This window comes from Enterobacter cloacae complex sp. 309I3 (assembly GCF_050031595.1).
GTDB lineage: Bacteria > Pseudomonadota > Gammaproteobacteria > Enterobacterales > Enterobacteriaceae > Enterobacter > Enterobacter cloacae.
In genome coordinates, this window is sequence record NZ_JBLGWI010000001.1 from 636,016 (window position 1) to 656,495 (window position 20,480).

22 protein-coding genes are annotated in these 20,480 nt (G+C 56.6%); 4 read left to right on the forward strand and 18 right to left on the reverse strand.

The genetic code is table 11. The features are described 5' to 3' along the window. Positions 1–72: 72 nt before the first annotated feature. The 8 genes from hpaA to hpaG all read right to left on the reverse strand — a co-directional run bounded on the left by hpaA (position 73) and on the right by hpaG (position 8,099). Positions 73–1,005, reverse strand: a complete 933-nt coding sequence (gene hpaA / locus ACQG22_RS03015; RefSeq protein WP_114519207.1) for a 4-hydroxyphenylacetate catabolism regulatory protein HpaA — start codon at positions 1,003–1,005, stop codon at positions 73–75. A gap of 9 nt (positions 1,006–1,014) precedes the next feature. Beyond that, positions 1,015–2,361 (reverse strand): 4-hydroxyphenylacetate permease, encoded by a 1,347-nt coding sequence (gene hpaX / locus ACQG22_RS03020; protein ID WP_040020168.1) that lies wholly within the window; start codon positions 2,359–2,361, stop codon positions 1,015–1,017. Between the two features lie 21 nt (positions 2,362–2,382). Then, positions 2,383–3,180: a 4-hydroxy-2-oxoheptanedioate aldolase gene (gene hpaI / locus ACQG22_RS03025; protein ID WP_369706998.1), complete on the reverse strand. Its 798-nt coding sequence runs from the start codon at positions 3,178–3,180 to the stop codon at positions 2,383–2,385. Between the two features lie 9 nt (positions 3,181–3,189). Continuing rightward, entirely contained in the window at positions 3,190–3,993 is an 804-nt protein-coding gene (gene hpaH, locus ACQG22_RS03030; protein ID WP_013095451.1) for a 2-oxo-hept-4-ene-1,7-dioate hydratase, read from the reverse strand. A 122-nt stretch (positions 3,994–4,115) separates the two neighbouring features. Continuing rightward, entirely contained in the window at positions 4,116–4,496 is a 381-nt protein-coding gene (locus ACQG22_RS03035) for a 5-carboxymethyl-2-hydroxymuconate Delta-isomerase (protein WP_045295471.1), read from the reverse strand. Positions 4,497–4,505: 9 nt separating this feature from the next. Next, complete coding sequence (gene hpaD / locus ACQG22_RS03040; protein WP_013095453.1) at positions 4,506–5,357, reverse strand: 3,4-dihydroxyphenylacetate 2,3-dioxygenase; 852 nt, start codon at positions 5,355–5,357, stop codon at positions 4,506–4,508. A 1-nt stretch (position 5,358) separates the two neighbouring features. After that, positions 5,359–6,825 carry a 5-carboxymethyl-2-hydroxymuconate semialdehyde dehydrogenase gene (hpaE, locus tag ACQG22_RS03045; protein ID WP_013095454.1) on the reverse strand — a complete coding sequence of 489 codons (1,467 nt, stop codon included), beginning with the start codon at positions 6,823–6,825 and terminating at the stop codon, positions 5,359–5,361. Then, positions 6,822–8,099, reverse strand: a complete 1,278-nt coding sequence (gene hpaG, locus ACQG22_RS03050) for a 4-hydroxyphenylacetate degradation bifunctional isomerase/decarboxylase (protein ID WP_013095455.1) — start codon at positions 8,097–8,099, stop codon at positions 6,822–6,824. The genes hpaE and hpaG overlap by 4 nt, the downstream gene beginning before the upstream one ends. Before the next feature lie 268 nt (positions 8,100–8,367). Between hpaG and hpaR the strand changes: the two genes are divergently transcribed. Together hpaR and tsr are read left to right on the forward strand one after the other, a co-directional pair. Next, on the forward strand, positions 8,368–8,808 hold the full coding sequence (gene hpaR, locus ACQG22_RS03055) for a homoprotocatechuate degradation operon regulator HpaR (protein ID WP_013095456.1): 441 nt from the start codon (positions 8,368–8,370) through the stop codon (positions 8,806–8,808). An 83-nt stretch (positions 8,809–8,891) separates the two neighbouring features. Beyond that, positions 8,892–10,556: a methyl-accepting chemotaxis protein gene (gene tsr / locus ACQG22_RS03060; protein WP_029882181.1), complete on the forward strand. Its 1,665-nt coding sequence runs from the start codon at positions 8,892–8,894 to the stop codon at positions 10,554–10,556. 72 nt (positions 10,557–10,628) lie between these two features. On the opposite strand, the gene ACQG22_RS03065 is transcribed toward tsr, so the two are convergent. The 10 genes from ACQG22_RS03065 to ACQG22_RS03110 form a co-directional block, all read right to left on the reverse strand. Continuing rightward, entirely contained in the window at positions 10,629–11,147 is a 519-nt protein-coding gene (locus ACQG22_RS03065; protein WP_369706999.1) for a GNAT family N-acetyltransferase, read from the reverse strand. Continuing rightward, positions 11,147–13,438 carry a phosphatidylglycerol--membrane-oligosaccharide glycerophosphotransferase gene (gene opgB / locus ACQG22_RS03070; RefSeq protein ID WP_369707000.1) on the reverse strand — a complete coding sequence of 764 codons (2,292 nt, stop codon included), beginning with the start codon at positions 13,436–13,438 and terminating at the stop codon, positions 11,147–11,149. Before opgB ends, ACQG22_RS03065 begins: the two co-directional genes overlap by 1 nt. Before the next feature lie 270 nt (positions 13,439–13,708). After that, a complete protein-coding gene (locus ACQG22_RS03075) occupies positions 13,709–14,191 on the reverse strand; it encodes a DUF2501 domain-containing protein (RefSeq protein ID WP_013095460.1) in 483 nt (160 codons plus the stop codon). A gap of 83 nt (positions 14,192–14,274) precedes the next feature. Next, the gene (gene dnaC, locus ACQG22_RS03080) at positions 14,275–15,012 is read right to left on the reverse strand and encodes a DNA replication protein DnaC (RefSeq protein WP_013095461.1); all 738 of its coding nucleotides are present in this window, start codon (positions 15,010–15,012) and stop codon (positions 14,275–14,277) included. Next, positions 15,009–15,554: a primosomal protein DnaT gene (gene dnaT / locus ACQG22_RS03085; protein ID WP_013095462.1), complete on the reverse strand. Its 546-nt coding sequence runs from the start codon at positions 15,552–15,554 to the stop codon at positions 15,009–15,011. Before dnaT ends, dnaC begins: the two co-directional genes overlap by 4 nt. A gap of 148 nt (positions 15,555–15,702) precedes the next feature. Next, positions 15,703–16,131 (reverse strand): organic hydroperoxide resistance protein, encoded by a 429-nt coding sequence (locus tag ACQG22_RS03090; RefSeq protein WP_013095463.1) that lies wholly within the window; start codon positions 16,129–16,131, stop codon positions 15,703–15,705. Positions 16,132–16,215: 84 nt separating this feature from the next. Next, positions 16,216–16,668, reverse strand: a complete 453-nt coding sequence (locus ACQG22_RS03095; RefSeq protein ID WP_013095464.1) for a MarR family winged helix-turn-helix transcriptional regulator — start codon at positions 16,666–16,668, stop codon at positions 16,216–16,218. 41 nt (positions 16,669–16,709) lie between these two features. Continuing rightward, positions 16,710–17,351, reverse strand: coding sequence for a TetR family transcriptional regulator (locus tag ACQG22_RS03100; RefSeq protein WP_333039713.1), 642 nt, complete (start codon positions 17,349–17,351; stop codon positions 16,710–16,712). A 67-nt stretch (positions 17,352–17,418) separates the two neighbouring features. Beyond that, positions 17,419–17,892 (reverse strand): threonine/serine exporter, encoded by a 474-nt coding sequence (locus tag ACQG22_RS03105; RefSeq protein WP_013095466.1) that lies wholly within the window; start codon positions 17,890–17,892, stop codon positions 17,419–17,421. Continuing rightward, a complete protein-coding gene (locus ACQG22_RS03110; RefSeq protein ID WP_029882175.1) occupies positions 17,883–18,659 on the reverse strand; it encodes a threonine/serine ThrE exporter family protein in 777 nt (258 codons plus the stop codon). The genes ACQG22_RS03105 and ACQG22_RS03110 overlap by 10 nt, the downstream gene beginning before the upstream one ends. A gap of 412 nt (positions 18,660–19,071) precedes the next feature. Here ACQG22_RS03110 and ACQG22_RS03115 point away from each other — a divergent pair, with 412 nt between their 5' ends. Beyond that, positions 19,072–19,809 (forward strand): helix-turn-helix transcriptional regulator, encoded by a 738-nt coding sequence (locus ACQG22_RS03115; RefSeq protein ID WP_020688833.1) that lies wholly within the window; start codon positions 19,072–19,074, stop codon positions 19,807–19,809. Further along, complete coding sequence (bglJ, locus tag ACQG22_RS03120; RefSeq protein WP_013095473.1) at positions 19,806–20,441, forward strand: DNA-binding transcriptional activator BglJ; 636 nt, start codon at positions 19,806–19,808, stop codon at positions 20,439–20,441. Before ACQG22_RS03115 ends, bglJ begins: the two co-directional genes overlap by 4 nt. The last annotated feature ends 39 nt before the right edge of the window (positions 20,442–20,480 follow it).

Here is a 20,480-nt window from a genome sequence, read left to right on the forward strand (position 1 = left end):
GGTACTTTTCGCGAGAGATCGCAGAGTGTGATTTCCCTCACCCTAACCCTCTCCCAACGGGAGAGGGAACGGTTACTCCCTCTCCCGTTGGGAGAGGGCAGGGGTGAGGGCAACAGGGGAAACCGGTACTTTCTGCGCCCGATACGCGCTGGGCGAGCAGCCCGTCAGGCGATTGAAAAAGCGGGCAAAATAGGCCGGATCCTTAAAGCCCAACTGCCACGCAATCTCGCTGACCGTACTGTCGGAAAAGAGCAACAGCCGTCTGGCTTCGCGCAGCTGGCGGTCGAAGATCAGCCGCTTCGGCGGACGGTTGGCGAAGCGGCGGCAGATATCGGTCAGGCGGGATTCGGTCAGGTGGAGTTCACAGGCGTAGTCCGGCACCGTCCAGTGCTGGTGATAGTGGGTGTCAATCAACTGGGTAAAGCGCTGGAACAGTTTTAACTCACCGCGCATGCCGCCTGAAGCGTGGTCGTCGAGCCTGGCGTTACGCAGCAGCAGGGTAAAGACCGCCTGCGCGAGCAGCACCAGGGTATGCGCGCGCCCAGGAAGTTGCCCGGTGGATTCCCTGGCAATCAGCTGCCAGTAGTGCCTGAGCGCCGCCAGCTCGTCGGGCTTATCGGCCAGCGACAGGCAGATCCCCGGCAGGCCAAACGCTTCTCGCGTGCCGGGGTAGAGCACCTCCAGCAGCGGCCAGATGAGATCCTCGCGTACCGTCAGAACGTGGCCATCGCTGTCGGATTCGGTGATAAACGCGTGCGGCACCGACGGTGGGGTAATGACGAACAGCGGAGCCTGCACCGAGTAGCGATGATCGTCGAGCTGGAGTTCTATCTGCCCGGTATCAAGAAAGTGCATCTGAAAATACTGGTCGTGACGATGCGCCTGCATGTCGCGGCCAAAAAAGGCCGCCATGCGGGCAAACGACTGATAGTGCACATCGTCGGTGCCCAGACTTTCGTCGTACTCTTTGCTGATATCGATATTGGCGACGGGGCTCTGGCACATAGCTCCTCCTCAGTGGATCTTCTGTGCCGCCATCCCCGGATCGCGCCCGAGGCTTTCCTGGCGGGTCATTGGGATCCGCGTCAGCACCAGCGCGCCCACCACCAGCAGCCCGGCGACGAACCATAGCCCGGAGCTGAAGCTGCCGGTGGCATCACGCAGAATGCCGATCAGCAGCGGGCTGACGGCGGATCCGACGTTGCCGATAGCGTTGATCACCGCCAGCGCCACCGCACGGGACTGCAGGCTAATAACCTGATCCGGCGTGGTCCAGAATATCGCCATGGCGGTAAACGATCCGGTTGAGGCCATGATGATGCCAAGCAGCTGGATCAGGCTGTGATCGGTGGCCGAGGCCAGCATCCATCCCGCCGCCGCGAAGAGATACGGCAGGATGGTGTGCTTTTTTCGCTCTTTCAGCCTGTCGGAGCGACGGCTCCACCAGATCATGCCGAGGATGGTGCAAAACTGCGGGATCGCCGCCAGCAGGCCGATCACAATGTTGCTGCTGCCGGTGTTGAAGCTTTGCAGGATCTGCGGCGTCCAGATATTGATCGCACTCAGCGTGTTCGTCAGACAGAAATAGGCCAGCGTATAGAGCAGTACCGCCGGAGTCAGGACTTCACGCAGCGTTGAACGCGGCGTGGCGGCATGCGCCACCGCCAGCTCTTGCTCACGGGCGATCATGGTTTTCAGCGTTTGCTTTTCTTCATAATCCAGCCAGCTGGCCTGATCCGGGGTGTCGTTAAGGTAGAACCAGGTCACCACGCCAAGCACCACCGACGGCAACCCTTCCAGCAGGAACAGCCACTGCCAGCCTTTCAGGTTCCACAGCCCGTCCATCGCCAGGATGTAGCCGGAAAGAATAGAGCCGAGCATCATGGTTACCGGCATGGCAATCATAAACAGCGCGTTGGCGCGGGCGCGGTGATAGGCCGGGAACCACCAGGTGAGATAGACCAAAATCCCCGGCAGGAAGCCAGCCTCGGCAATGCCCACCAGCATGCGCAGCACATAGAGCGTTTCCGGGCTGGTGGCGAACATGGTGCAGGTGGACGCGATCCCCCACACCACCATGATCCCGGCGATCCAGCGCCGGGCGCCGATCTTCGCCAGCATGATGTTGCTCGGGATCCCGCATAGCACGTAGGTGACGTAAAAGAGCGTCGCGGCCAGGCCAAACATCGTGGAGGTGAGGCCCAGATCTTTGCCCATCGTCAGCCCGGCAAAGCCAATGTTGATGCGATCGAGAAACGAGAAGACAAACAGGATGAAGAGAAACACGATCAAACGACGGAACAGCTTATTTATAACGCGATGTTCAACAGCTTTATTATCTTGCAGGGTAGAGGTCGTCATGGTGCGCTCCAGATCTTACGTTTAGTAGACGGATTTATTGTTATTAACTGACGTAACCGGGTGATCGATAAAACGTGCCGCCAGCGCTTCGGCGCTGCGGGCGAGCAGGGTCGTGTCGACGCCGACGGCGACAAACAACGCGCCGAATTCGAGATAGCGTTTGGCCAGCTGCTCGTTGGCCATCAGGATGCCGGGCGCTTTGCCGGCGCTCAGGATCTGCGCGATCGCCTGTTCAATGGCCGCCTGCACTTCCGGATGCTGAGGATTACCGGCAAAGCCCATGTCGGCGCTCAGATCCGCCGGGCCGATAAACACCCCGTCGACGCCGTCCACATCCAGGATCTGCGGCAGGTTTTTTAGCGCCTCGCGGGTTTCGATTTGCACCAGCACGCACATGGCGTCGTTGGCCTGGTGCAGGTAGTCCGGGATGCGGTTCCAGCGCGAGGCCCGCGCCAGGGCGCTGCCCACGCCGCGAATACCCGCAGGCGGATAGCGCGTGGAACGGACCGCCAGACGGGCTTCTTCGGCGTTTTGTACCATCGGTACCAGCAGGGTTTGCGCGCCCACATCCAGCAGCTGTTTGATCTGCACCGGATCGTTCCACGACGGGCGTACCACCGGCTGGCTCGGATAAGGGGCGATGGCCTGCAGCTGGGTTAAGACGGTCTGCACGGTGTTCGGCGCATGTTCGGCGTCGATCAGCAGCCAGTCGAAACCAGCCCCCGACAGCAGTTCGGCGCTGTAGCTGCTGGTCAGCCCCAGCCATAAACCAATCTGCGGCTTTCCGGCTTTCAGCGCCGTTTTGAATGCGTTTTGCATGGTTATCTCCTAGACAAAGCGGCAGCTGATGGAGCCCATGTTGCCGTAGTCCACGTGGAAGGTATCGCCTTTGCTGGCCGCGACCGGACGGGTAAACGAACCGCCGAGAATGATCTGGCCTGGCTCAAGCTGAACGTCGTAGGGGGCAAGTTTGTTGGCCAGCCACGCCACGCCGTTAGCCGGGTGGTTGAGCACGCCCGCGGCAACGCCGGTCTCTTCGATCACGCCGTTGCGATAGAGCAGGGCGGAGATCCAGCGCAGATCCAGCTCGTCGGGCTTAATCGGACGGCCGCCGAGGATCACGCCCGCGTTGGCGGCGTTATCGGAGATGGTGTCGAACACCTTGCGCGGGCGCTGGGTTTCCGGGTCAACGTTGTGGCAGCGGGCGTCGATCAGCTCCAGCGCGGGGATGACGTAATCTGTGGCGTTGTAGACGTCGAAGATCGTGCAGTTCGGTCCGCGCAGCGGTTTTGCCAGCACGAAGGCCAGCTCCACCTCAATGCGCGGGACGATAAAGCGATCGACGGGGATGTCGCTGCCGTCGTGGAAGAACATATCGTCCAGCAGCGCACCGTAGTCCGGCTCGCTGATCTGCGAGCTGGCCTGCATTGCTTTTGAGGTGAGGCCGATCTTGTGGCCTTTCAGCACGCGGCCTTCGGCGATTTTCAGGTTCACCCATTCGCGCTGTACGGCGTAGGCGTCTTCAATCGTGATCTCCGGGTACTCCAGCGAGATCGCGCGGATCTGCTCCCGGGACTGCTCCGCCTGATGTAGGCGGTGGGCGATCAGGGTATGGGTGTGTTTGTCGAGCATGGCGATATCCTGTTTTATGTTTGTTTTCTCCCTCTCCCAGTGGGAAAGGGACGGGGTGAGGGCATCGGGCCGCAGAGATTTCCCCTCACCCTAACCCTCTCCCAAAGGGAGAGGGGACGGTATTACGTAAACAACGCGTGTACGTTGTTTTGTTTGTAATTGAGCGTCGGGTGCAGTTCGTCGAGCTCAAACGACAGCGCCAGATAGCGGGAGGCCATGAGGTTGGCAAAATGCGCTTTGATCAGCGCAAACAGCATCTCCCCCACGGCCTCGCGGCTCTCCAGGCTGCGCCCGGCGCCAATCTTCAGCGTCATATGCACAAAGGCGTACTCCTGCTTGCCGTCCGCCATCTGCCAGGTATCCAGCCAGTGGGCGCGGCTGCGGATACCGCCGATGGGGAAAATGCCGGTGGCGGCCAGCGCCTCGTTCACTTTGGCGAACAGCCCCGGCAGGTCGGCCTGCTCGCGGATGTTGTCGGTACATTCAGCGATAAAATGCGGCATGGTGGCTCCTTACGCGGGCAGCGGGAAAACGGCGTTAACCTGGCCGGTACCGGAGCTGGCGAACAGCTCGGTGAGGAATTCAACCTTGCCGTCGTATTTGTCCCAGCCGAGCATGCCCAGCAGCATCACCGTGTCGTGCATGTTGCCCTCGCCGTAGCAGTAATCGGCGTACTCCGGCAGCATGCTGCAGAACTCTTTGAACTGGCCTTCGCGCCATAGCTTCACCACCCGTTCGTCCATCTGGCGGTCGAACTCGCGGGTGTAGCTGTTCATCCCTTCTTCCGCACGCTGGTCGTCGATAAAGCGGTGCGACAGCGAGCCGCTGGCGAGCACCGCCACGGTGCCGTCATACTTTTCGATGGCGCTGACGATGGCCTCGCCCAGCCTGCGGCTGTCGGCGAAGTCGTGAACCGTGCAGAACGCCGAGATGGAGACCACTTTGAAGTGCTTATCCGCGTTCATGTAGCGCATCGGCACCAGCGTGCCGTATTCCAGCTTCAGGCTCGGGATGTTGTGCGCTTTGGCGCGCACGCCAAGCTTGACCGCCTCGTCGGCGATCAGCTGCCCGAGCTCCGGGTTGCCGTCGTAGTCGTAGGTCATGTCGCGGATAAAGTGCGGCAGCTCGTTACTGGTGTAGATGCCTGAAAAATGGTCCGCACAGTTGATGTGATAGGCGCTGTTCACCAGCCAGTGGGTGTCGAAGACGATGATGGTATCGACGCCCAGCTCGCGGCAGCGCTTGCCGATCTCTTTGTGCCCGTCAATGGCCCCCTGACGGCAGCCGTGGTTTTTACCCGGCAGCTCAGAGAGATACATTGACGGTACGTGCGTGATTTTTGCTGCTAACGCTAACTTTCCCATTTTAGATCCCCCATTTTGGAATCGGATGGTCGCCCATGGAGATGCAGACGTTCTTCATCTCCGCGAACACCTCAAAGCTGTACTCGCCGCCTTCGCGCCCGGTGCCGGAGGCCTTCACGCCGCCAAACGGCTGGCGCAGGTCGCGCACGTTCTGGGTATTCACGAACACCATGCCCGCTTCGATATTGCGCGCCAGACGCAGCACTTTGCTGACGTCCTGGGTCCAGATGTACGACGCCAGGCCGTACTCCACGTCGTTGGCCAGGCGTAGCCCTTCCGCTTCGTCCTTGAACGGCAGCAGGCATGCTACCGGGCCGAAGATCTCCTCCTGCGCCACGCGCATGCGGTTGTCGACATCCGCCAGCACCGTCGGGCGCAGGAAGTTACCGCCTTTCAGGTGCGCAGGCAGGTCGGCCGGTTTGTCCGGGCCGCCCGCCAGCAGGGTCGCGCCCTCCTCAATGCCCAGGCGGATATAGCCGGAGACTTTCTCCCAGTGCTGTTGGCTAATCAGTGCGCCAATCTGGGTGTTCGGATCGGTCGGATCGCCCACGCGCAGGCGGTTGGCGCGCTCGGCGAAGCGTTTGACGAATTCCGGGTAGATGCTCTGCTGGATGAAAATGCGCGAGCCCGCGGTGCAGCGCTCGCCGTTGATGGAGAAGATGGTGAACAGGGCGGCGTCCAGCGCGCGCTCAATGTCGGCATCTTCAAAAATCAGTACCGGGGATTTGCCGCCCAGCTCCATGGAGTATTTCTTCAGCCCGGCGTTTTTCATGATATTGCGCCCGGTGGCGGTGCCGCCGGTGAAGGAGACGGCCCGCACGTCGTGATGGCGCACCAGCGCATCGCCTGCCGTGGCGCCATAGCCCTGCACCACGTTCAGCACGCCCGCCGGAATACCCGCCTCCAGCGCCAGTTCGCCCAGACGGTCGGCGGTCAGCGGCGAGAGTTCAGACATCTTCAGCACGGCGGTATTCCCCAACGCCAGGCATGGGGCGACCTTCCAGGTAGCGGTCATAAACGGCACGTTCCATGGCGACACCAGCGCGCAGACGCCCACCGGCTGCACCAGGGTGTAGTTCAGCATCTTGTCGTCAACCGGGTAGGTTTTGCCGTTCATCTGCTGGCACACTTCGGCGAAGAACTCAAAGTTGTGCGAGGCGCGCGGGATAAGCACGTTTTTGGTCTGGTGGATGGGCAGGCCGGTGTCGGCGGTTTCCATCGCGGCAATGTCCGGCACGTTCTGGTCAATCAGATCGCCCAGGCGACGCATCAGACGCGCACGCTCTTTCATCGGCAGGTTGGCCCACTTTGGGAAAGCCTCTTTTGCTGCCGCCACGGCCTGATGGATTTCCGCTTCCCCGCCGGCGGCGACTTCTGCCAGCACCTCGCCGGAGGCCGGGTTGGTGGTGTGGAAGTAGTCGCTTCCCGCCACGTTTTTGCCGTTGATCCAGTGGTTAATCTTTTTCATTTTGCCGTCTCCTCACTCACAATCCGGTTTACCAGGCGACCCACGCCTTCCACTTCCACCACCACTTCATCCCCCGGTACCACGTCGGACAGTCCTTTTGGCGTGCCGGTGGCGATCATGTCGCCCGGCTGCAGAGTCATGAATTCGCTCAGGTATGCAATCAGGTATGGGATGCTGAAAATCAGATCCGCCGTGGTCCCTTCCTGACGTAATTCACCGTTGACGAAGGTGCGCAGGGTTAAGTTATGCGGATCGGGAATGGCTGCTTTTGGCACGATGTTGGGGCTGATGGGGGTTAACCCGTCGCGGCTTTTGACCCGCAGATTCGGGCGGTAGTAATTTTCGAGATAGTCGCGAATGGCGTAGTCGTTACAGACCGTGTAGCCCGCAACAAAATCCATCGCCTCGGCTTCACTGACCTTACGCGCGGTTTTGCCGATGACCACCACCAGCTCCGCCTCGTAGTGCATGTACTCAACGTTGTCCGGGCGTACCGAGGTCTGGTTGTCGCCGTTGAAGGTATTGGGCGCTTTGATAAATACCAGCGGCTCGGTCGGTGGCGTGAATGCCAGCTCGCTGGCGTGATCGGCGTAGTTCAGGCCGAGGGCGAACAGCGTGGGGTGAGGGTGCGCGCCCTGAGCCATCGCCACGTCGCGTTCATCCACCACCGGGTTTTCCAGTGCCGGGAACCCTTCCGCCAGAATGCGTACCCGATCGCCAGGGCGGATCTCGACGCGGCTTTGCGGCGTGCCGAGCAAGATCGCATCGCCCGGATTCAGGGTCGCGAACTCGCTCAGGGCGCTCAGCAGTTCGGCGGCGTTGCGCTGTAGCCCGGCGGTGTTCCAGTGGTCCGCTTCGCGGCCGTTGATTTCGGTGATGATAGTCAGGTTATCCACGTTGTCGACGGCGACCAGCTCACCCAGCGGACAAAACCCGTCCCGGCATTTGGCTTTGATTGCCGGGCGATAAAAGCTCTCTTCCGGCAGGCTTACCTCGTTGGCCAGTGCGTACCCGGCGATGTAGGCCGCTGCGTCCTCCACGCGAACTTTGCTGGCCGTTTTGCCCACCACCAGCGCGACGGTTGCGCCGCTCAGCACCGTCTCACCCTGCGGGAACGGGATGGGTTCACCTGCGCGGATCACCGTGTTGTGTGGCTTGATAAACCACACCGCGGTTTTTGGTGGGGTGTTGTAGGGGGCTTTTTCAAATGCCTCAGCCCAGGCGTCGCGCTGGCTTTGGTGGTTCAGCGCCACGGCAAAAACGGTACCTTTCATTGACATACTCCTCAGGCCGGAACGCCGGCGTTGATTTTGTTAATATGTTAATGATTTGGTTTTATGCTTTTGCTGATTATTTCGCAATCAGAAGTGAAATATTTGTGATATGAATAACAATAAATTTACATTTTCGTTTAAAATGATATATTTATCATCGTGTTAATAAAGTGCTGTTGTTTCTGTTAGACTTTTCGATGGTTAAAAAGCAGTTGATTAAAACAGCGATTTTGAATTGTTTACTTGTTAACAATAAGCGGGAGTGGCTATGCATGATTCTTTAACTATCGCCCTGTTGCAGGCGCGGGAAGCGGCGATGTCCTACTTCCGACCGATTGTGAAGCGGCATAATCTGACCGAGCAGCAGTGGCGCATTGTGCGAGTGCTGGCTGAACATCCCTCGATGGATTTTCACGATCTGGCGTTTCGGACCTGCATATTGCGCCCGAGCCTGACGGGCATTCTGACGCGCATGGAGCGCGACGGTCTGGTGCTGCGCTTAAAACCGGTCAATGACCAGCGCAAACTGTACGTGTCGCTGACCAAAGAGGGCAACGCGCTGTACGAGCACGCTCAGGCGCAGGTGGAAGAGGCGTACCAGCAAATAGAGGCGGAATATACGCCGGAGAAGATGAAACAGCTGACGGCGCTGCTTGAGGAGTTTATCGCGCTGGGAAACCGCCATAACGCAGCGCGTGACGAAGAGTAAAAACCACAAATTAAAGGATGATTTTCGTAAAGTTTTCCCTTTCCAGGCCGAAAATTCTGTATCTGTCTGAAGGAAGAGAAAACATGTTAAACCGTATCAAGATTGTCACCAGCTTAATGCTGGTTTTAGCGATATTTGGCCTTTTACAACTGACCTCCGGTGGTCTTTTCTTCAATGCCCTGAAGCATGACAAAGAGAATTTCACCGTCCTGCAAACCATTCGCCAGCAACAATCCACGCTGAACGCCAGCTGGGTGGCGTTGCTGCAAACCCGTAACACCCTGAACCGCGCGGGCATCCGTTACATGATGGATCAGAACAATATCGGCAGCGGCGCGACCGTGAACGATCTGATGCAAATTGCCTCTGTGTCACTGAAACAGGCGGAAAAAAACTGGGCCGCCTACGAAGCCCTGCCGCGCGATCCGCGTCAGAGCGACGCTGAAGCGATGGAAATTAAGCGTAACTACGATATTTATCACGGCGCGCTGGCGGAGCTGATTCAGCTGCTGGGGGCAGGCAAAATTAACGCTTTCTTCGATCAGCCTACCCAGAGCTATCAGGATGGTTTTGAGAAGCAGTATGTGAACTACCTGCTGCAGAACGACAAGCTGTATCAGATGGCGGTGGAAAACAGCAACAGCTCTTACAGCCAGGCGATCTGGGTGCTGATCAGCGTGCTGATCGTTGTGCTGGTGGTCATCGTGGGCGTGTGGCTGGGTATCAAGCAGGCGCTGATCTCTCCGCTGACCCGTCTCATCGACAACATCCGCCATATCGCCAGCGGCGATCTGGTGAAGCGCATTGAAGTGGAAGGCGCTAACGAGATGGGTGAGCTGGCCGACTCGCTGCGTCATATGCAGAGCGAACTGGTACGTACCGTTGGTGACGTGCGTAACGGCGCAAACGCTATCTACAGCGGCGCGAGCGAAATCGCGATGGGCAATAACGATCTCTCTTCCCGTACTGAACAGCAGGCCGCTTCCCTGGAAGAGACCGCAGCCAGCATGGAGCAGCTGACGGCGACCGTGAAGCAGAACGCCGAGAATGCCCGCCAGGCGAGCAACCTGGCGCTGAGCGCGTCTGAAACCGCACAGAAAGGCGGGAAAGTGGTGGATAACGTGGTGCAAACCATGCGCGACATCGCGGGCAGTTCGCAGAAAATCGCCGATATTATCAGCGTGATTGACGGTATTGCCTTCCAGACCAATATTCTGGCACTGAACGCGGCGGTTGAAGCTGCACGTGCGGGTGAGCAGGGTCGCGGATTCGCCGTCGTGGCAGGTGAAGTACGTAACCTGGCCCAGCGCAGTGCCCAGGCTGCCCGTGAGATCAAGAGCCTGATTGAAGACTCCGTTGGTCGTGTGGAAGTGGGCTCAACGCTGGTGGAAAGCGCCGGTGAAACGATGGGTGAAATCGTTAATGCGGTGACCCGCGTGACCGATATCATGGGCGAAATCGCCTCTGCCTCTGATGAGCAGAGCCGCGGTATCGATCAGGTTGGTCTGGCGGTGGCGGAGATGGATCGCGTGACTCAGCAGAACGCCTCGCTGGTGGAAGAGTCTGCTGCTGCCGCTGCGGCGCTGGAAGAGCAGGCGAGCCGCCTGACGCAGGCCGTCGCGGTGTTCCGTATTCAGCAGGAGCAGATGAAAGCACGTGAGTTTGCCGCTGCCAAAAGCGTTGCTGCACCGGTGGTGATGCGTAAACCGGCGACCGCGGATGCGGGCGATAACTGGGAAACCTTCTAACGCCGTATGTGGTGCCGGGTGGCGGCTACGCCTTACCCGGCCTACGCAATGACGGTGCGCCGTCGGGCGATATTACAGAGGCAGGCGCATGGCACAGCGAGCGTCATACGCTAAACCGTGCGCCGTCTCTTCTTCGCGTTTTTCACGCACTTCAGGCGTCAGCGTCGTTATCATTTCAAACCCCAGCCGCGCATAGAACGGCGCATTCCACGGCACGTCCCGGAAGGTTGTCAGCGTCAGCGATGCCAGCCCCCTTTTGCGGGCCTGGTCAGCGACACAGGCGATGAGCCGTCGGCCGATCCCTTTTCCCTGCCAGTCCAGATGCACCGAAAGCTCCACAATGAACAGCGACGAAACGTGCGTCTCTGCGAGGATAAAACCGACCGGCAGTTCGTTGGCCAGCGCCAGCCAGCTCAGTCCGCGTTCGGCGTAGTCGAGATGCTGCTCAGCGGAAATGACATCGCCCTCTGCAAGCCAGGCGAGTTCCGGGTAATCCCGGAAACGCTCGCCCGCCGCGCGTTCTATGGCGGGCAGGGCGGTGACGTCACCGGGGCGTGTTGGGCGAACGGTGATGTTAAGGCCGACGCGCATTAGCCTGCGTTACCCACGATTTTAATTTCGACCATGCCAATCCCGAGCTCGCGCGGTGAGTGGCCGAGAATATTGCCTTCATTGGTGGATTGCGGCTCTGGCGGCACAATCACCAGGGTATTACTCCGTGAAGGATTATCGAAATGCAGCGTGGTGGTGGTGACTTCGTTGCCAAGGGTCAGCGTTTGCTCGCTGTCGCCCACCCGTACCGGAACAGGGCGGTTAGCATTAGCGCCATACGCTTTGGCGGTGATCACCAGGTCGAATTTCTGCGGCAAGGGGTGGGCATACTCAATTTTTACTTCATTGCCCAGCTGTGCGTTGGACCAGCGACCCCAGGACTCCGGACGAGAGATACCGCTGAACTGTTTAACTTCTTCCGGCGCACCGGCGACGTTGAAGATGAAGCTGTCCGCTTTATAGCGAATATCGTTGTCGACGATTTTCAGCATATCAATGTTGCGCTGATAGCGGGCGGTATCGATAACCGTATCCCTGAAGGCGGTTTTGCCCTTCCATACTGGCTTATCTACGTGCTGCACGGTTTGCTCCCCGCCAAGCTGCCCCTGAGAGACGCACCAGTCCGTCGACAGCGCCAGCGGCGGCGACCAGAGCTGGCCCATTTTGTAGCACTTATCGACCCAGACAAAGTTATCTCGCGGGGCAAACTCCGCCAGCTGGAAGCGCAGCGGCGCCGAGTATTCGCTTTCGGGCAGCGGCTCAACGCGGTTATCCGACACGCGCAGCAGCAGCGGCAGCCGGAAGTGGCTGCCTGAGAAGGCGATCGTTTTTTTATCCTGATCGATAGTGAAGTCTTTCATCTCTTTCGGGAAGTTCCACAGACGAATGATATCCGGCTTCCAGGCGAGGATTTTTTCCTTCATGTTGAGGAACACTTCGGACAGCGATTGTCCCGACAGCGTGCTGCGGCCCAGACCAATAAAGTTGTCACCGCCAAGAATATCCAGCACTGTGGCGCCGTTATCCATCGAATTACGCTTGGTGGCGATTACCTCCTGCTGCGGTGTGTCGCCGCGCAGAACGAAGAATAGATTGCTGCGATCCTGTTTGTTCAGCTGATCCCACGCGCTGTTTTTCATCGCCAGATGGTCTGAAGAGACCACGATCACCGTGTTTTTGAACCAGGGTGAGGTTTTGATTTTCTGAACAAGGGCGGCGATATGCTCCTGGCTACAGGTGACGGCGCTGAAGGATTTATTATCTTTGCCGTCAATGTCGTAGCGTTTGCGCTTGCAGGTGCGCGAGACAAAACCGTCAGGATGGTGAGTATCTACCGTCAGGGCAAAGAGGGAGAAGCGTTTCCCGGCGCGGGACAGTTCTTCGAATTTTTTCCAGGTTTCATCCAGCACGGTATCGTCGTAGAAGCCCCAGTCGTTGCGGTAAGTGGGGTCGGCGACGGTCGTTTTTAACTCTTCTGAGCCGTACAAATGATCAAACCCGTGTGATTTCAGGAACACATCTTTCCCGGCAAAGCGCAGGTTGGCCCCCTGGACAAAATAGTTCTCGTAACCGGAGTTTTTCAGGATGTCGCCCAGGCAGATATTCTGCGGGAAGAAGCTCGACATTGAAGCTGAGGCGTTGCCTTCAAAGGGGGCAAACAGAGGAATGCCGCACTGGGAGGCGACCATTCCGGCAATGGTGTAGTCGGTGCCGGGCAGCTGCATGGTGTGACTGAAGTCGAGGCCTTCGTTTTTCAGCGCGCCCAGATCCGGCGTCAGGTTCGGGAAGGCGTCGTTATCGAAATAGGTCCTCTCCAGACTCTCGCCGTAGATGTACACCAGATTAAGCTTCGGGTTGGCTATCGTTTTCGATGGCTCTTTATAGTACGCCACGAAATCCGGGTCACCGTCGCGCGACTGGGATTTCACCAGCTCGGTGATCTGATGAAATGCCGGGCTGGCATCCACGGAGGCCAGCGCAAGGAAAAGCGCCAGCAGGCTGTAGCCATGATGGTGCGGAAGATGACGGCGGCGGCGCAGCACCCAGGCGAGCGCGCCAAAAATGGTCACCAGCGCCAGCACCAGGCCCAGACCGGGGAGGATATATTTACCCACGCCCGCGCCCGTCAGGCTATTGGTCAGGGTGTAGAGCACCGCATCGTTTATCCCGTCTCCGGTAAAGTAATCGCTGGCGTAGAGCGTAATGTTTAAAACAATAAAAATGCCGAGCACCACCAGCGTGGCGATAAACCACCAGGTGTTACGGCCAGCTTTCCAGGCGTAAACGCCGATGGAGGCCAGAAAAAGGGCAAGGGACATTAACTCTGACAACAGCATATCCTCATGACGCCAGGTGCTTCGCTGGCTAATTGATTATTTTTTGGGTAATACAATGTAATGGCGATGTCGCTAAGCTGCAATTTTAGTGTCACGAAAGTGTGCCGTTGTTAGGAATTGGTTTAGAAAATCGTTTTTTTGAAGGCGGTCGCATCCTGCTGTACGGATGCTGAGACGAGGGCAGAAGGGGAAAATGCCGGTTTCACGCCGCGTTGCAAGACTAACGTATTAAACGCGGCGTGTTGTGGCAGGAAATGGGGCCGATCAGGAGATGAAATTAACGCCTTGTTTCAGCACCAGATCGCAGGCTTTGGTTTTCACCTGTTTCGCCAGAGATGAGTTGCCAAGGGTGCTCAGATTCAGCTGCTGACCATTTTGCGCGTTCAGCAGACCCTGAATGCCGTCCATGTAGTTGGTGTCGGCTTTCTGCTCCTGGGTGTCCAGACCCAGCTTACCGAGCACCTGGTTTTTCACATTTTGCGCATCGGTCACGGAAGCCAGCTTTTGCTTCGCACAGTATTCCAGGATGCCTGCTGCGTTGTTCATGGTGCCGGCACTCAGACTCTGGGAGCTATTGCCCAGCAGGCTGGTGAGGGAAGAGGCTGACAGCCCGCCCTGAGTGCTGCCGCTCTCTTTGGTGAGTTCGCTGGCGGCGCTGGAAAGGGACTCCTGCCATGACGCGGCATGGGCCATGCCGGTGACCAGCAGGGCGCCTAAAAGTGTGCTGAAAAGAATCTGTTTTTTCATAATGGCTTTCTCAAAAAGGTCCGTTTTGGGCCGGAAGGGGTCCAGTATATACCTCCGCTCCGGCGGCGATTCCTGGAACTGTCTTAATACTCTTTACCGGTGACGCGGCTGCGATAGCTTTCCCAGTCAAAGATGACGTAGAGGCTGTTGCCCAGCTTCATGCGATCCATCACGCGCTCGCCCAGTAAGCGGGTCATCTCGTCGATATTGTGGTTGGTCAGCATGCCGGTGGGACGCTTGGAAGAAGAGCGGCGATCGACAATCTGGTTAATGATCACCTTTTCATAGCGGGATTCGGTTTGAACACCGATCTCGTCAATAACCAGCAAATCCACATTGCTCAGATCGTTAAGCAGCTGCTCTTCGCTGGTTTCACGGTTGCTGAAGGTATCTTTCATGGCAGACATGATATCGGCCACGGTAATGATTAACACCGATTTCCCGCGCAGAAGCAGTTCGTTGCAGATGGCGGCGGCCAGGTGATTTTTACCGGTACCGGGCTTACCGCTGAAGATAAAGCTGGCGATGTTGCCGTCGAATTCGTCCACGTACTGCCGGGCGGCGGCCAGGGCGTTCATCTGCCCGTTGGTCTCAATTTTATAGTTATCGAATGAGCAGTTCTGATGCAGGGGGCGAATACCGGAGCGGTTAAAGGTACGCTGCATTTTCATCGCCCGGTTTTCACGGGCGAGGGCGGCAGCGCGGATCTCACCCTGTTCTTTTTGCCACGCCAGAAGTTCTTCACCCGTTGTGAAGGCAGGCTTCACATTGGCTGGCATCATCTTTTGCAGTCGTTTCATCAGGTCGCCGACGTTTTTCATTTCGCACCTCGGAATCCATTAGGGATCTGTTTATCCGGTTCTGAAAAAGCGTTGATATCGCGTTTTGGCTGGCCGTTATTGCTGGCGCGGTTAATTTGCAGATGGCGGGCGAGCTTTTGCTGCCACTGAATGTGGGTGAAGACTTTGCCTTCTGCCTGCCACCAGGCAATAAAGGCGGCAAGCTCCTCAGGGGTAGCCGGTTGCGTCAGCGCAATGCCCCACAATGCCGCCTGCCGCTGGAAATCCACATCCGGATGCCAGCCCGCGTACAGGGCAAATTTCCCCATCGGCACCGTGACGGGGGCGTTACCCGGCTCTTCAAAGAACTGGTTATCGAGCGTGACGTCACTTGCCGGGCGCGACAACCGCGCTTCTATCTCCAGAAGCTGCGCCAGACGCTCCGGGGTGAGGGCGTAAAACGCCGGGGCGTTGTCGGCCAACACTGCAAGCGTGCCGCCTTCGGCGTGCGTCAACACACCGCTGGGATCGCGCATAAAGGCATCAATACCAGCAATGCTGGTGGTCAGAATTCTGGAGGACATAACGCTTTCTCTACTGATTACTACGGGCGTGATATGGGCTTATGGTAGCACAGAGAGGATGAGGGAATGGAGGGGATTTCCCCGGTGGCGCTGCGCTTACCGGGGCTACAGTCGTAGGCCTGATAAGCGCAGCGCCATCAGGCATTTATCACGCGATGATATTCAGGGTCACGTCGATGTTGCCGCGGGTCGCGTTAGAGTACGGGCACACAATGTGCGCCGCATCCACCAGTTTTTTGGCTTCTGCAGGATCCATACCTTCAACGTGAATGTTCAGTTTGGCTTCGATACCAAAACCGGTTGGCAGTGGACCAATTCCCACTTCACCTTCAATGAAGGCCTCTTTTGGCAGCGTAAATTTGTCGCGTGCAGCCACAAATTTCATCGCCCCCAGGAAACAGGCAGAGTAGCCGGCAGCAAACAGCTGTTCAGGGTTGGTCACTTCGCCACCCATGCCGCCCATCTCTTTTGGCACACCCAGTTTGACGTCCAGGACGCCATCGGAAGAGGTTGCGCGGCCGTCACGGCCTCCGGTCGCTTTTGCTTTGGCAGTGTAGACAACTTTTTCTAAAGACATGGCAGGTTCCTCATCTTACGTTAGTGCGTGCTATTAAATAGCACGCGATGTATCGGGGTAAATAAATACGCGTAAAGTATAGCCTTACGCGTGATGTAACTGATGTCGCAAAAGTTCAAGCTGCTGCTTGAGTGCCAGCATGGTGTCAGTGTCACATTGCGCTGCGCATCCCACCGCGTGAGGGATCCCGGAGGCCTGCTGCTGCAGCTCACGTCCCGCATCGCTCAGCGTGACGGCAACCTGGCGTTCGTCTTTACGCGAACGCTGACGGTTGATCAGCCCGGCGCTTTCCAGACGCTTCAACAGCGGCGTCAGGGTGGCAGAGTCAAGGAACAGCCGCTCACCGATGTCCGACACCGTAATGTCATCCTGCTCCCACAGTACCAGCATCACCAGGTATTGCGGGTAGGTCAGGTTCAGCGGTGCCAGCAGTTGCCGGTACAGCTTGTTAAGCGCCAGGTTTGCCGAATAGAGGGCAAAACAGAGCTGGTTATCCAGCAGAAGCGCGTTGGTGGTGTCGTTCGTTTTTGCGTTCATGAGTTGAATATAGATAGTGCACGATATAATTGCAAGCAATTTTATGGACAGGTATAACGAAGCGCCACCTGAACGGCCATTTTCCGGTAGTGCTGGCGCTGAGCCTGCTCGTCTGCTCCCTCTTCAAACAGCAGCGTAAAGGTGTAGCTGTTGGCAACATAGTGGAAGCTGAAGCTGCTGATCAGGCGGTGAAGATCCCGCGGGTCAACCGACTGGCTGAACAGCTGCTTTTCTTTTCCGCGCCGCAGGATATCGTTGAGCAGGTCGAGCGCGCTGCGGTTGACCTGGCGCAGGTAGCTGGATTGCTGCATAAAGCGACCACGCTGCATGTTCTCCATGCAGATAATACGAATGTAATCCGGGTGGTCTGCGTGGTAGTCAAAGGTGGCTTCCACCAGGTGCACCAGCGCTTCAACCGGCGGTATGTCTGCAAGGCTGAGCGCTTTTTCACTGGCGCGGATCCGGGTGTAGACGTACTCAAGAACGAGAAGGTAAAGATTTTCTTTGTTCTTAAAATGGTAAACCACCATCCGTTTAGTGGTGCCTGCTTTCTCTGCGATCTGCTCCATGCGGGCGCCGTTCAACCCATATTCGGCAAAAAGGGCGATAGCGCTCTGAAAGATTTTTTCCTTCAGGCTGGATTCTTCACTGTGCTCCGGGAGTTCGCTGCCAGGGTTTGCCACATCCTTTCCTTATCGTCACTAAACGGAATAGAAAGATTATCCCCATGGCAGCGAAATAACACAAACATCAAACGCGCGGGCGTTTGCGGTAAAGCCACAGTCCCGGGATCGACAACCCGATCGAGAGTGCGCCAACAATAGATGAGGCCTTAAGAAAGTTGCTCAGAAGCAGGATCATCTGTGGCTCGGTGTAGCCAAAGTGGCTGATTTTTACCGCTGAAATCATGGCCGTATAGGCTGAAATGCCGGGGAACATCGGGATGACGGCCGCGACGGTGAACACCTTAGGATGCGCCAGATACCAGCGCGACCACTGAATACCAATGCTGCCGACCAGCATGGAGGCCATAAAAGTTGACCACTCGATGTTAAAACCAGCGGTCATCATGATCATTCTCGAGCCATGACCGATGGCGCCCAGCAGCGCACACCATGGCAAAGCGCGCTGCGGGACGTTGAAGACCATCGCAAAGCCGACGGCGGGAATGGCGGCCAGGATCATGTCCTGCATCAGTGCCAGCAGAAACGTTATCACGCCCATCCGCGTAACCCCCACAGCGTCATGGCCATCACTACGCCGATACAGGTTGCCAGCGTAAGCAGGCTGGCAATCGCCCAGCGCGCCAGACCGGTATTGATGTGCCCTTTAAACATATCGGCAACGGCGTTAATCAGCGGGAAGCCCGGAACCAGCAGGAGCACGCTGGCGGCCATGGCGATGGTGGGTGTGTTGGCAAACTGTGGCAGGCGCAGCAGCAGCCCCGACACTGTGGTGGCAACAAACGCGGTGATGCAGAAGTTAATTTGTGGGTGCAACTGCCGGTGCGTCAGTACCTGGCGTACATACATGGCGATGCTGCTGGCGCAGAAGGTCACGAACGCGCCGTCCCAGCCCCCTTTATTGAGCTTACAAAAACAGGCGCACGATAACCCCACCATCAACACCACCAGCCAGCGCGGATAACGTAGGGGTTTAATTTGGTTGAACCGTTTTTCTATCTCTTTCAGGTCGAGTAGCTTATGTTCAGCCAGAATGACGATGTGCTGCACTTCGGTTACCACATGCATATTAATGCCGCGGTCGTGGTTTTTACGGGTAGAGGTGAGGCACTGGCCATCTTTGATGGTGGTCAGCACGATAGCGTTCGATGAAATCGCGCTTTCGACGCTATCCATCCCCAATGCCAGCCCCAGACGCGTCGAAAGCTCCTCGACCAGGGCGCTTTCCGCCCCGTGCTGGAGCAGGAAAAGTCCGCACTGAATACACAGCCGCGTGGTGGCACGCTGCATCGATATTTCTGCCTGCATGTAGTGTCCCGAAGTGTTGGTGAGTCGCTTGCCTGTTGGCCCCTGATGCTTACTTTTAGCACAGAGTGCGGTATCCCTTGCTCTGGGTCAGATCAAGATTCATGCAAACAGTTGCAGCCCGGCTCGCGAAAGAGAATGAGGTTTAAATATAAATACGATGAATTTGTATGAGTCGAAATATAGAATATTTATATTAAGTTATTCTTATTTTATATTTTCATTATTTTAATGCTCTTGCAATTAAATTTAATTGCGCTTTGTGAGATATTAGCGTTGTTTTAGGCCTTTCTTAAGCTAAGAACATATCTCATCTTCTGCTTGTATTAATCAGTCTACACTCAGGGACGAAAAAACATAAATCTTGATGCGTTTAGACGCTACTCATCAAATGAAAAATGGACACGGAGGGTCTATGTTGTCATTGAATGGTAAACATGGCGTAGTTATTAGCAGGGTACCCGTTATGCAAAACGGGTTAGGCAGCGTTATGGCAAACCATTTCCCAGAATTTGAATTGACTTATTGTCGTTCGCTGCAGGAGTTAACGTTACTTCAGCTTCGCCGGGCTAATGTCATTATTGCTGATATTTCAGGTGAATACAGGAAACCCCGGGGAACGTTAGAAGAATATTACAACTTACTGAACCAATACCGGGATATTCACTGGATTTTTATGGTCTCTCGTCCCCTTTATCCCATTGCAGTGGAACTGCTTATGCGCCCGGAAAGCACGTTGCTTTCAGAAATGGAGCCGATTGAAGGCGTGATTAATGCTATTCGTGCAGGTAGCGAGCGGGCGGAGCGGATAAGCCAGACGTTATTGTCTCCTGAACCCGCCGAGGCGGAAACCGAAGACGAACCGTTTGTTGCGCTGACCCACTCTGAACGCAAAGTGTTACGCCTGCTAGGTAAGGGTTGGGGAATTAACCAAATTGCTACCTTGCTCAAGAAGAGCAACAAAACAATCAGTGCGCAGAAAAACAGTGCGATGCGACGGTTGTCGCTGCGCAGCAATGCCGATATGTACGCCTGGATTAACAGTGCACAGGGAATGAGAGAGCTGAGTTTAATGTCAGCCTATGGAGAGTATGAGGAATGGAAAAAACCGATACACCAGGACATATCGCTGTCATCGAAAATTGCACAATGAGTGCCGTTGGGCTGCAGCATCTTTTTGCGATGCCGATGCTCAGCCATTATCGACTGCACCTCTTCAGTCAGTTCGAAAGCTTTAAAAAGGCGCTGACCAATATCTCTTTTTTCTCGGTGATCTATTCGCTCTCGGATGCGCGTGAAGAGCGTCGTAACTGCCTGGCTTCCCTGCGGGATCTCGCTTTCACCCATAGTGATATTCAGCGAATTGTACTTGCGTCTGATGACATGGAAGCGCGCCTGATAAGCCATCTGTCGCCTTCTCGTCTGCATGGCATTGTGAGTAAATCGGTACCGCTGAGCCACCTGCAGGAGGAGCTGGTGGTGCTATTGAGAGAGACGCATCATATCAATGACAATATGCTGAACCACTGGTATGTCAATCAAAACAGATTGTTAAGCCCAACGGAGCGGGCGATATTGCGGTATATGTCTTTCGGGTTTTCCATTCCTGAAATCGCGACACAACTTGAACGCAATATTAAAACCATCCGCGCGCACAAGTTTAATGCGATGGTGAAACTGGGGGTGAATTCTGACGTAGGGTTGCTTGATGCGGCGGATATTCTTACCCATCTTCCGGCAAGAGACATGCGCTGTTCGGTGTCAGGCTCGCCGGCATTTTTATAATCGGTGATTTTTTGATGCGCCAGATACATTCTGGCACAT

Excerpts from the sequence above, each read along its gene's own strand:
- hpaD (WP_013095453.1), bottom strand. The coding sequence starts at position 5,357 with ATGGGAAAGTTAGCGTTAGCAGCAAAAATCACGCACGTACCGTCAATG.
- hpaI (WP_369706998.1), bottom strand. The coding sequence starts at position 3,180 with ATGCAAAACGCATTCAAAACGGCGCTGAAAGCCGGAAAGCCGCAGATT.
- hpaE (WP_013095454.1), bottom strand. The coding sequence starts at position 6,825 with ATGAAAAAGATTAACCACTGGATCAACGGCAAAAACGTGGCGGGAAGC.
- ACQG22_RS03075 (WP_013095460.1), bottom strand. The coding sequence starts at position 14,191 with ATGAAAAAACAGATTCTTTTCAGCACACTTTTAGGCGCCCTGCTGGTC.
- dnaC (WP_013095461.1), bottom strand. The coding sequence starts at position 15,012 with ATGAAAAACGTCGGCGACCTGATGAAACGACTGCAAAAGATGATGCCA.
- bglJ (WP_013095473.1), top strand. The coding sequence starts at position 19,806 with ATGAGTGCCGTTGGGCTGCAGCATCTTTTTGCGATGCCGATGCTCAGC.
- dnaT (WP_013095462.1), bottom strand. The coding sequence starts at position 15,554 with ATGTCCTCCAGAATTCTGACCACCAGCATTGCTGGTATTGATGCCTTT.
- ACQG22_RS03105 (WP_013095466.1), bottom strand. The coding sequence starts at position 17,892 with ATGGGCGTGATAACGTTTCTGCTGGCACTGATGCAGGACATGATCCTG.
- hpaX (WP_040020168.1), bottom strand. The coding sequence starts at position 2,361 with ATGACGACCTCTACCCTGCAAGATAATAAAGCTGTTGAACATCGCGTT.
- hpaG (WP_013095455.1), bottom strand. The coding sequence starts at position 8,099 with ATGAAAGGTACCGTTTTTGCCGTGGCGCTGAACCACCAAAGCCAGCGC.
- ACQG22_RS03090 (WP_013095463.1), bottom strand. The coding sequence starts at position 16,131 with ATGTCTTTAGAAAAAGTTGTCTACACTGCCAAAGCAAAAGCGACCGGA.
- ACQG22_RS03110 (WP_029882175.1), bottom strand. The coding sequence starts at position 18,659 with ATGCAGGCAGAAATATCGATGCAGCGTGCCACCACGCGGCTGTGTATT.
- hpaA (WP_114519207.1), bottom strand. The coding sequence starts at position 1,005 with ATGTGCCAGAGCCCCGTCGCCAATATCGATATCAGCAAAGAGTACGAC.
- hpaR (WP_013095456.1), top strand. The coding sequence starts at position 8,368 with ATGCATGATTCTTTAACTATCGCCCTGTTGCAGGCGCGGGAAGCGGCG.
- ACQG22_RS03065 (WP_369706999.1), bottom strand. The coding sequence starts at position 11,147 with ATGCGCGTCGGCCTTAACATCACCGTTCGCCCAACACGCCCCGGTGAC.
- hpaH (WP_013095451.1), bottom strand. The coding sequence starts at position 3,993 with ATGCTCGACAAACACACCCATACCCTGATCGCCCACCGCCTACATCAG.
- tsr (WP_029882181.1), top strand. The coding sequence starts at position 8,892 with ATGTTAAACCGTATCAAGATTGTCACCAGCTTAATGCTGGTTTTAGCG.
- ACQG22_RS03035 (WP_045295471.1), bottom strand. The coding sequence starts at position 4,496 with ATGCCGCATTTTATCGCTGAATGTACCGACAACATCCGCGAGCAGGCC.
- ACQG22_RS03115 (WP_020688833.1), top strand. The coding sequence starts at position 19,072 with ATGTTGTCATTGAATGGTAAACATGGCGTAGTTATTAGCAGGGTACCC.
- ACQG22_RS03095 (WP_013095464.1), bottom strand. The coding sequence starts at position 16,668 with ATGAACGCAAAAACGAACGACACCACCAACGCGCTTCTGCTGGATAAC.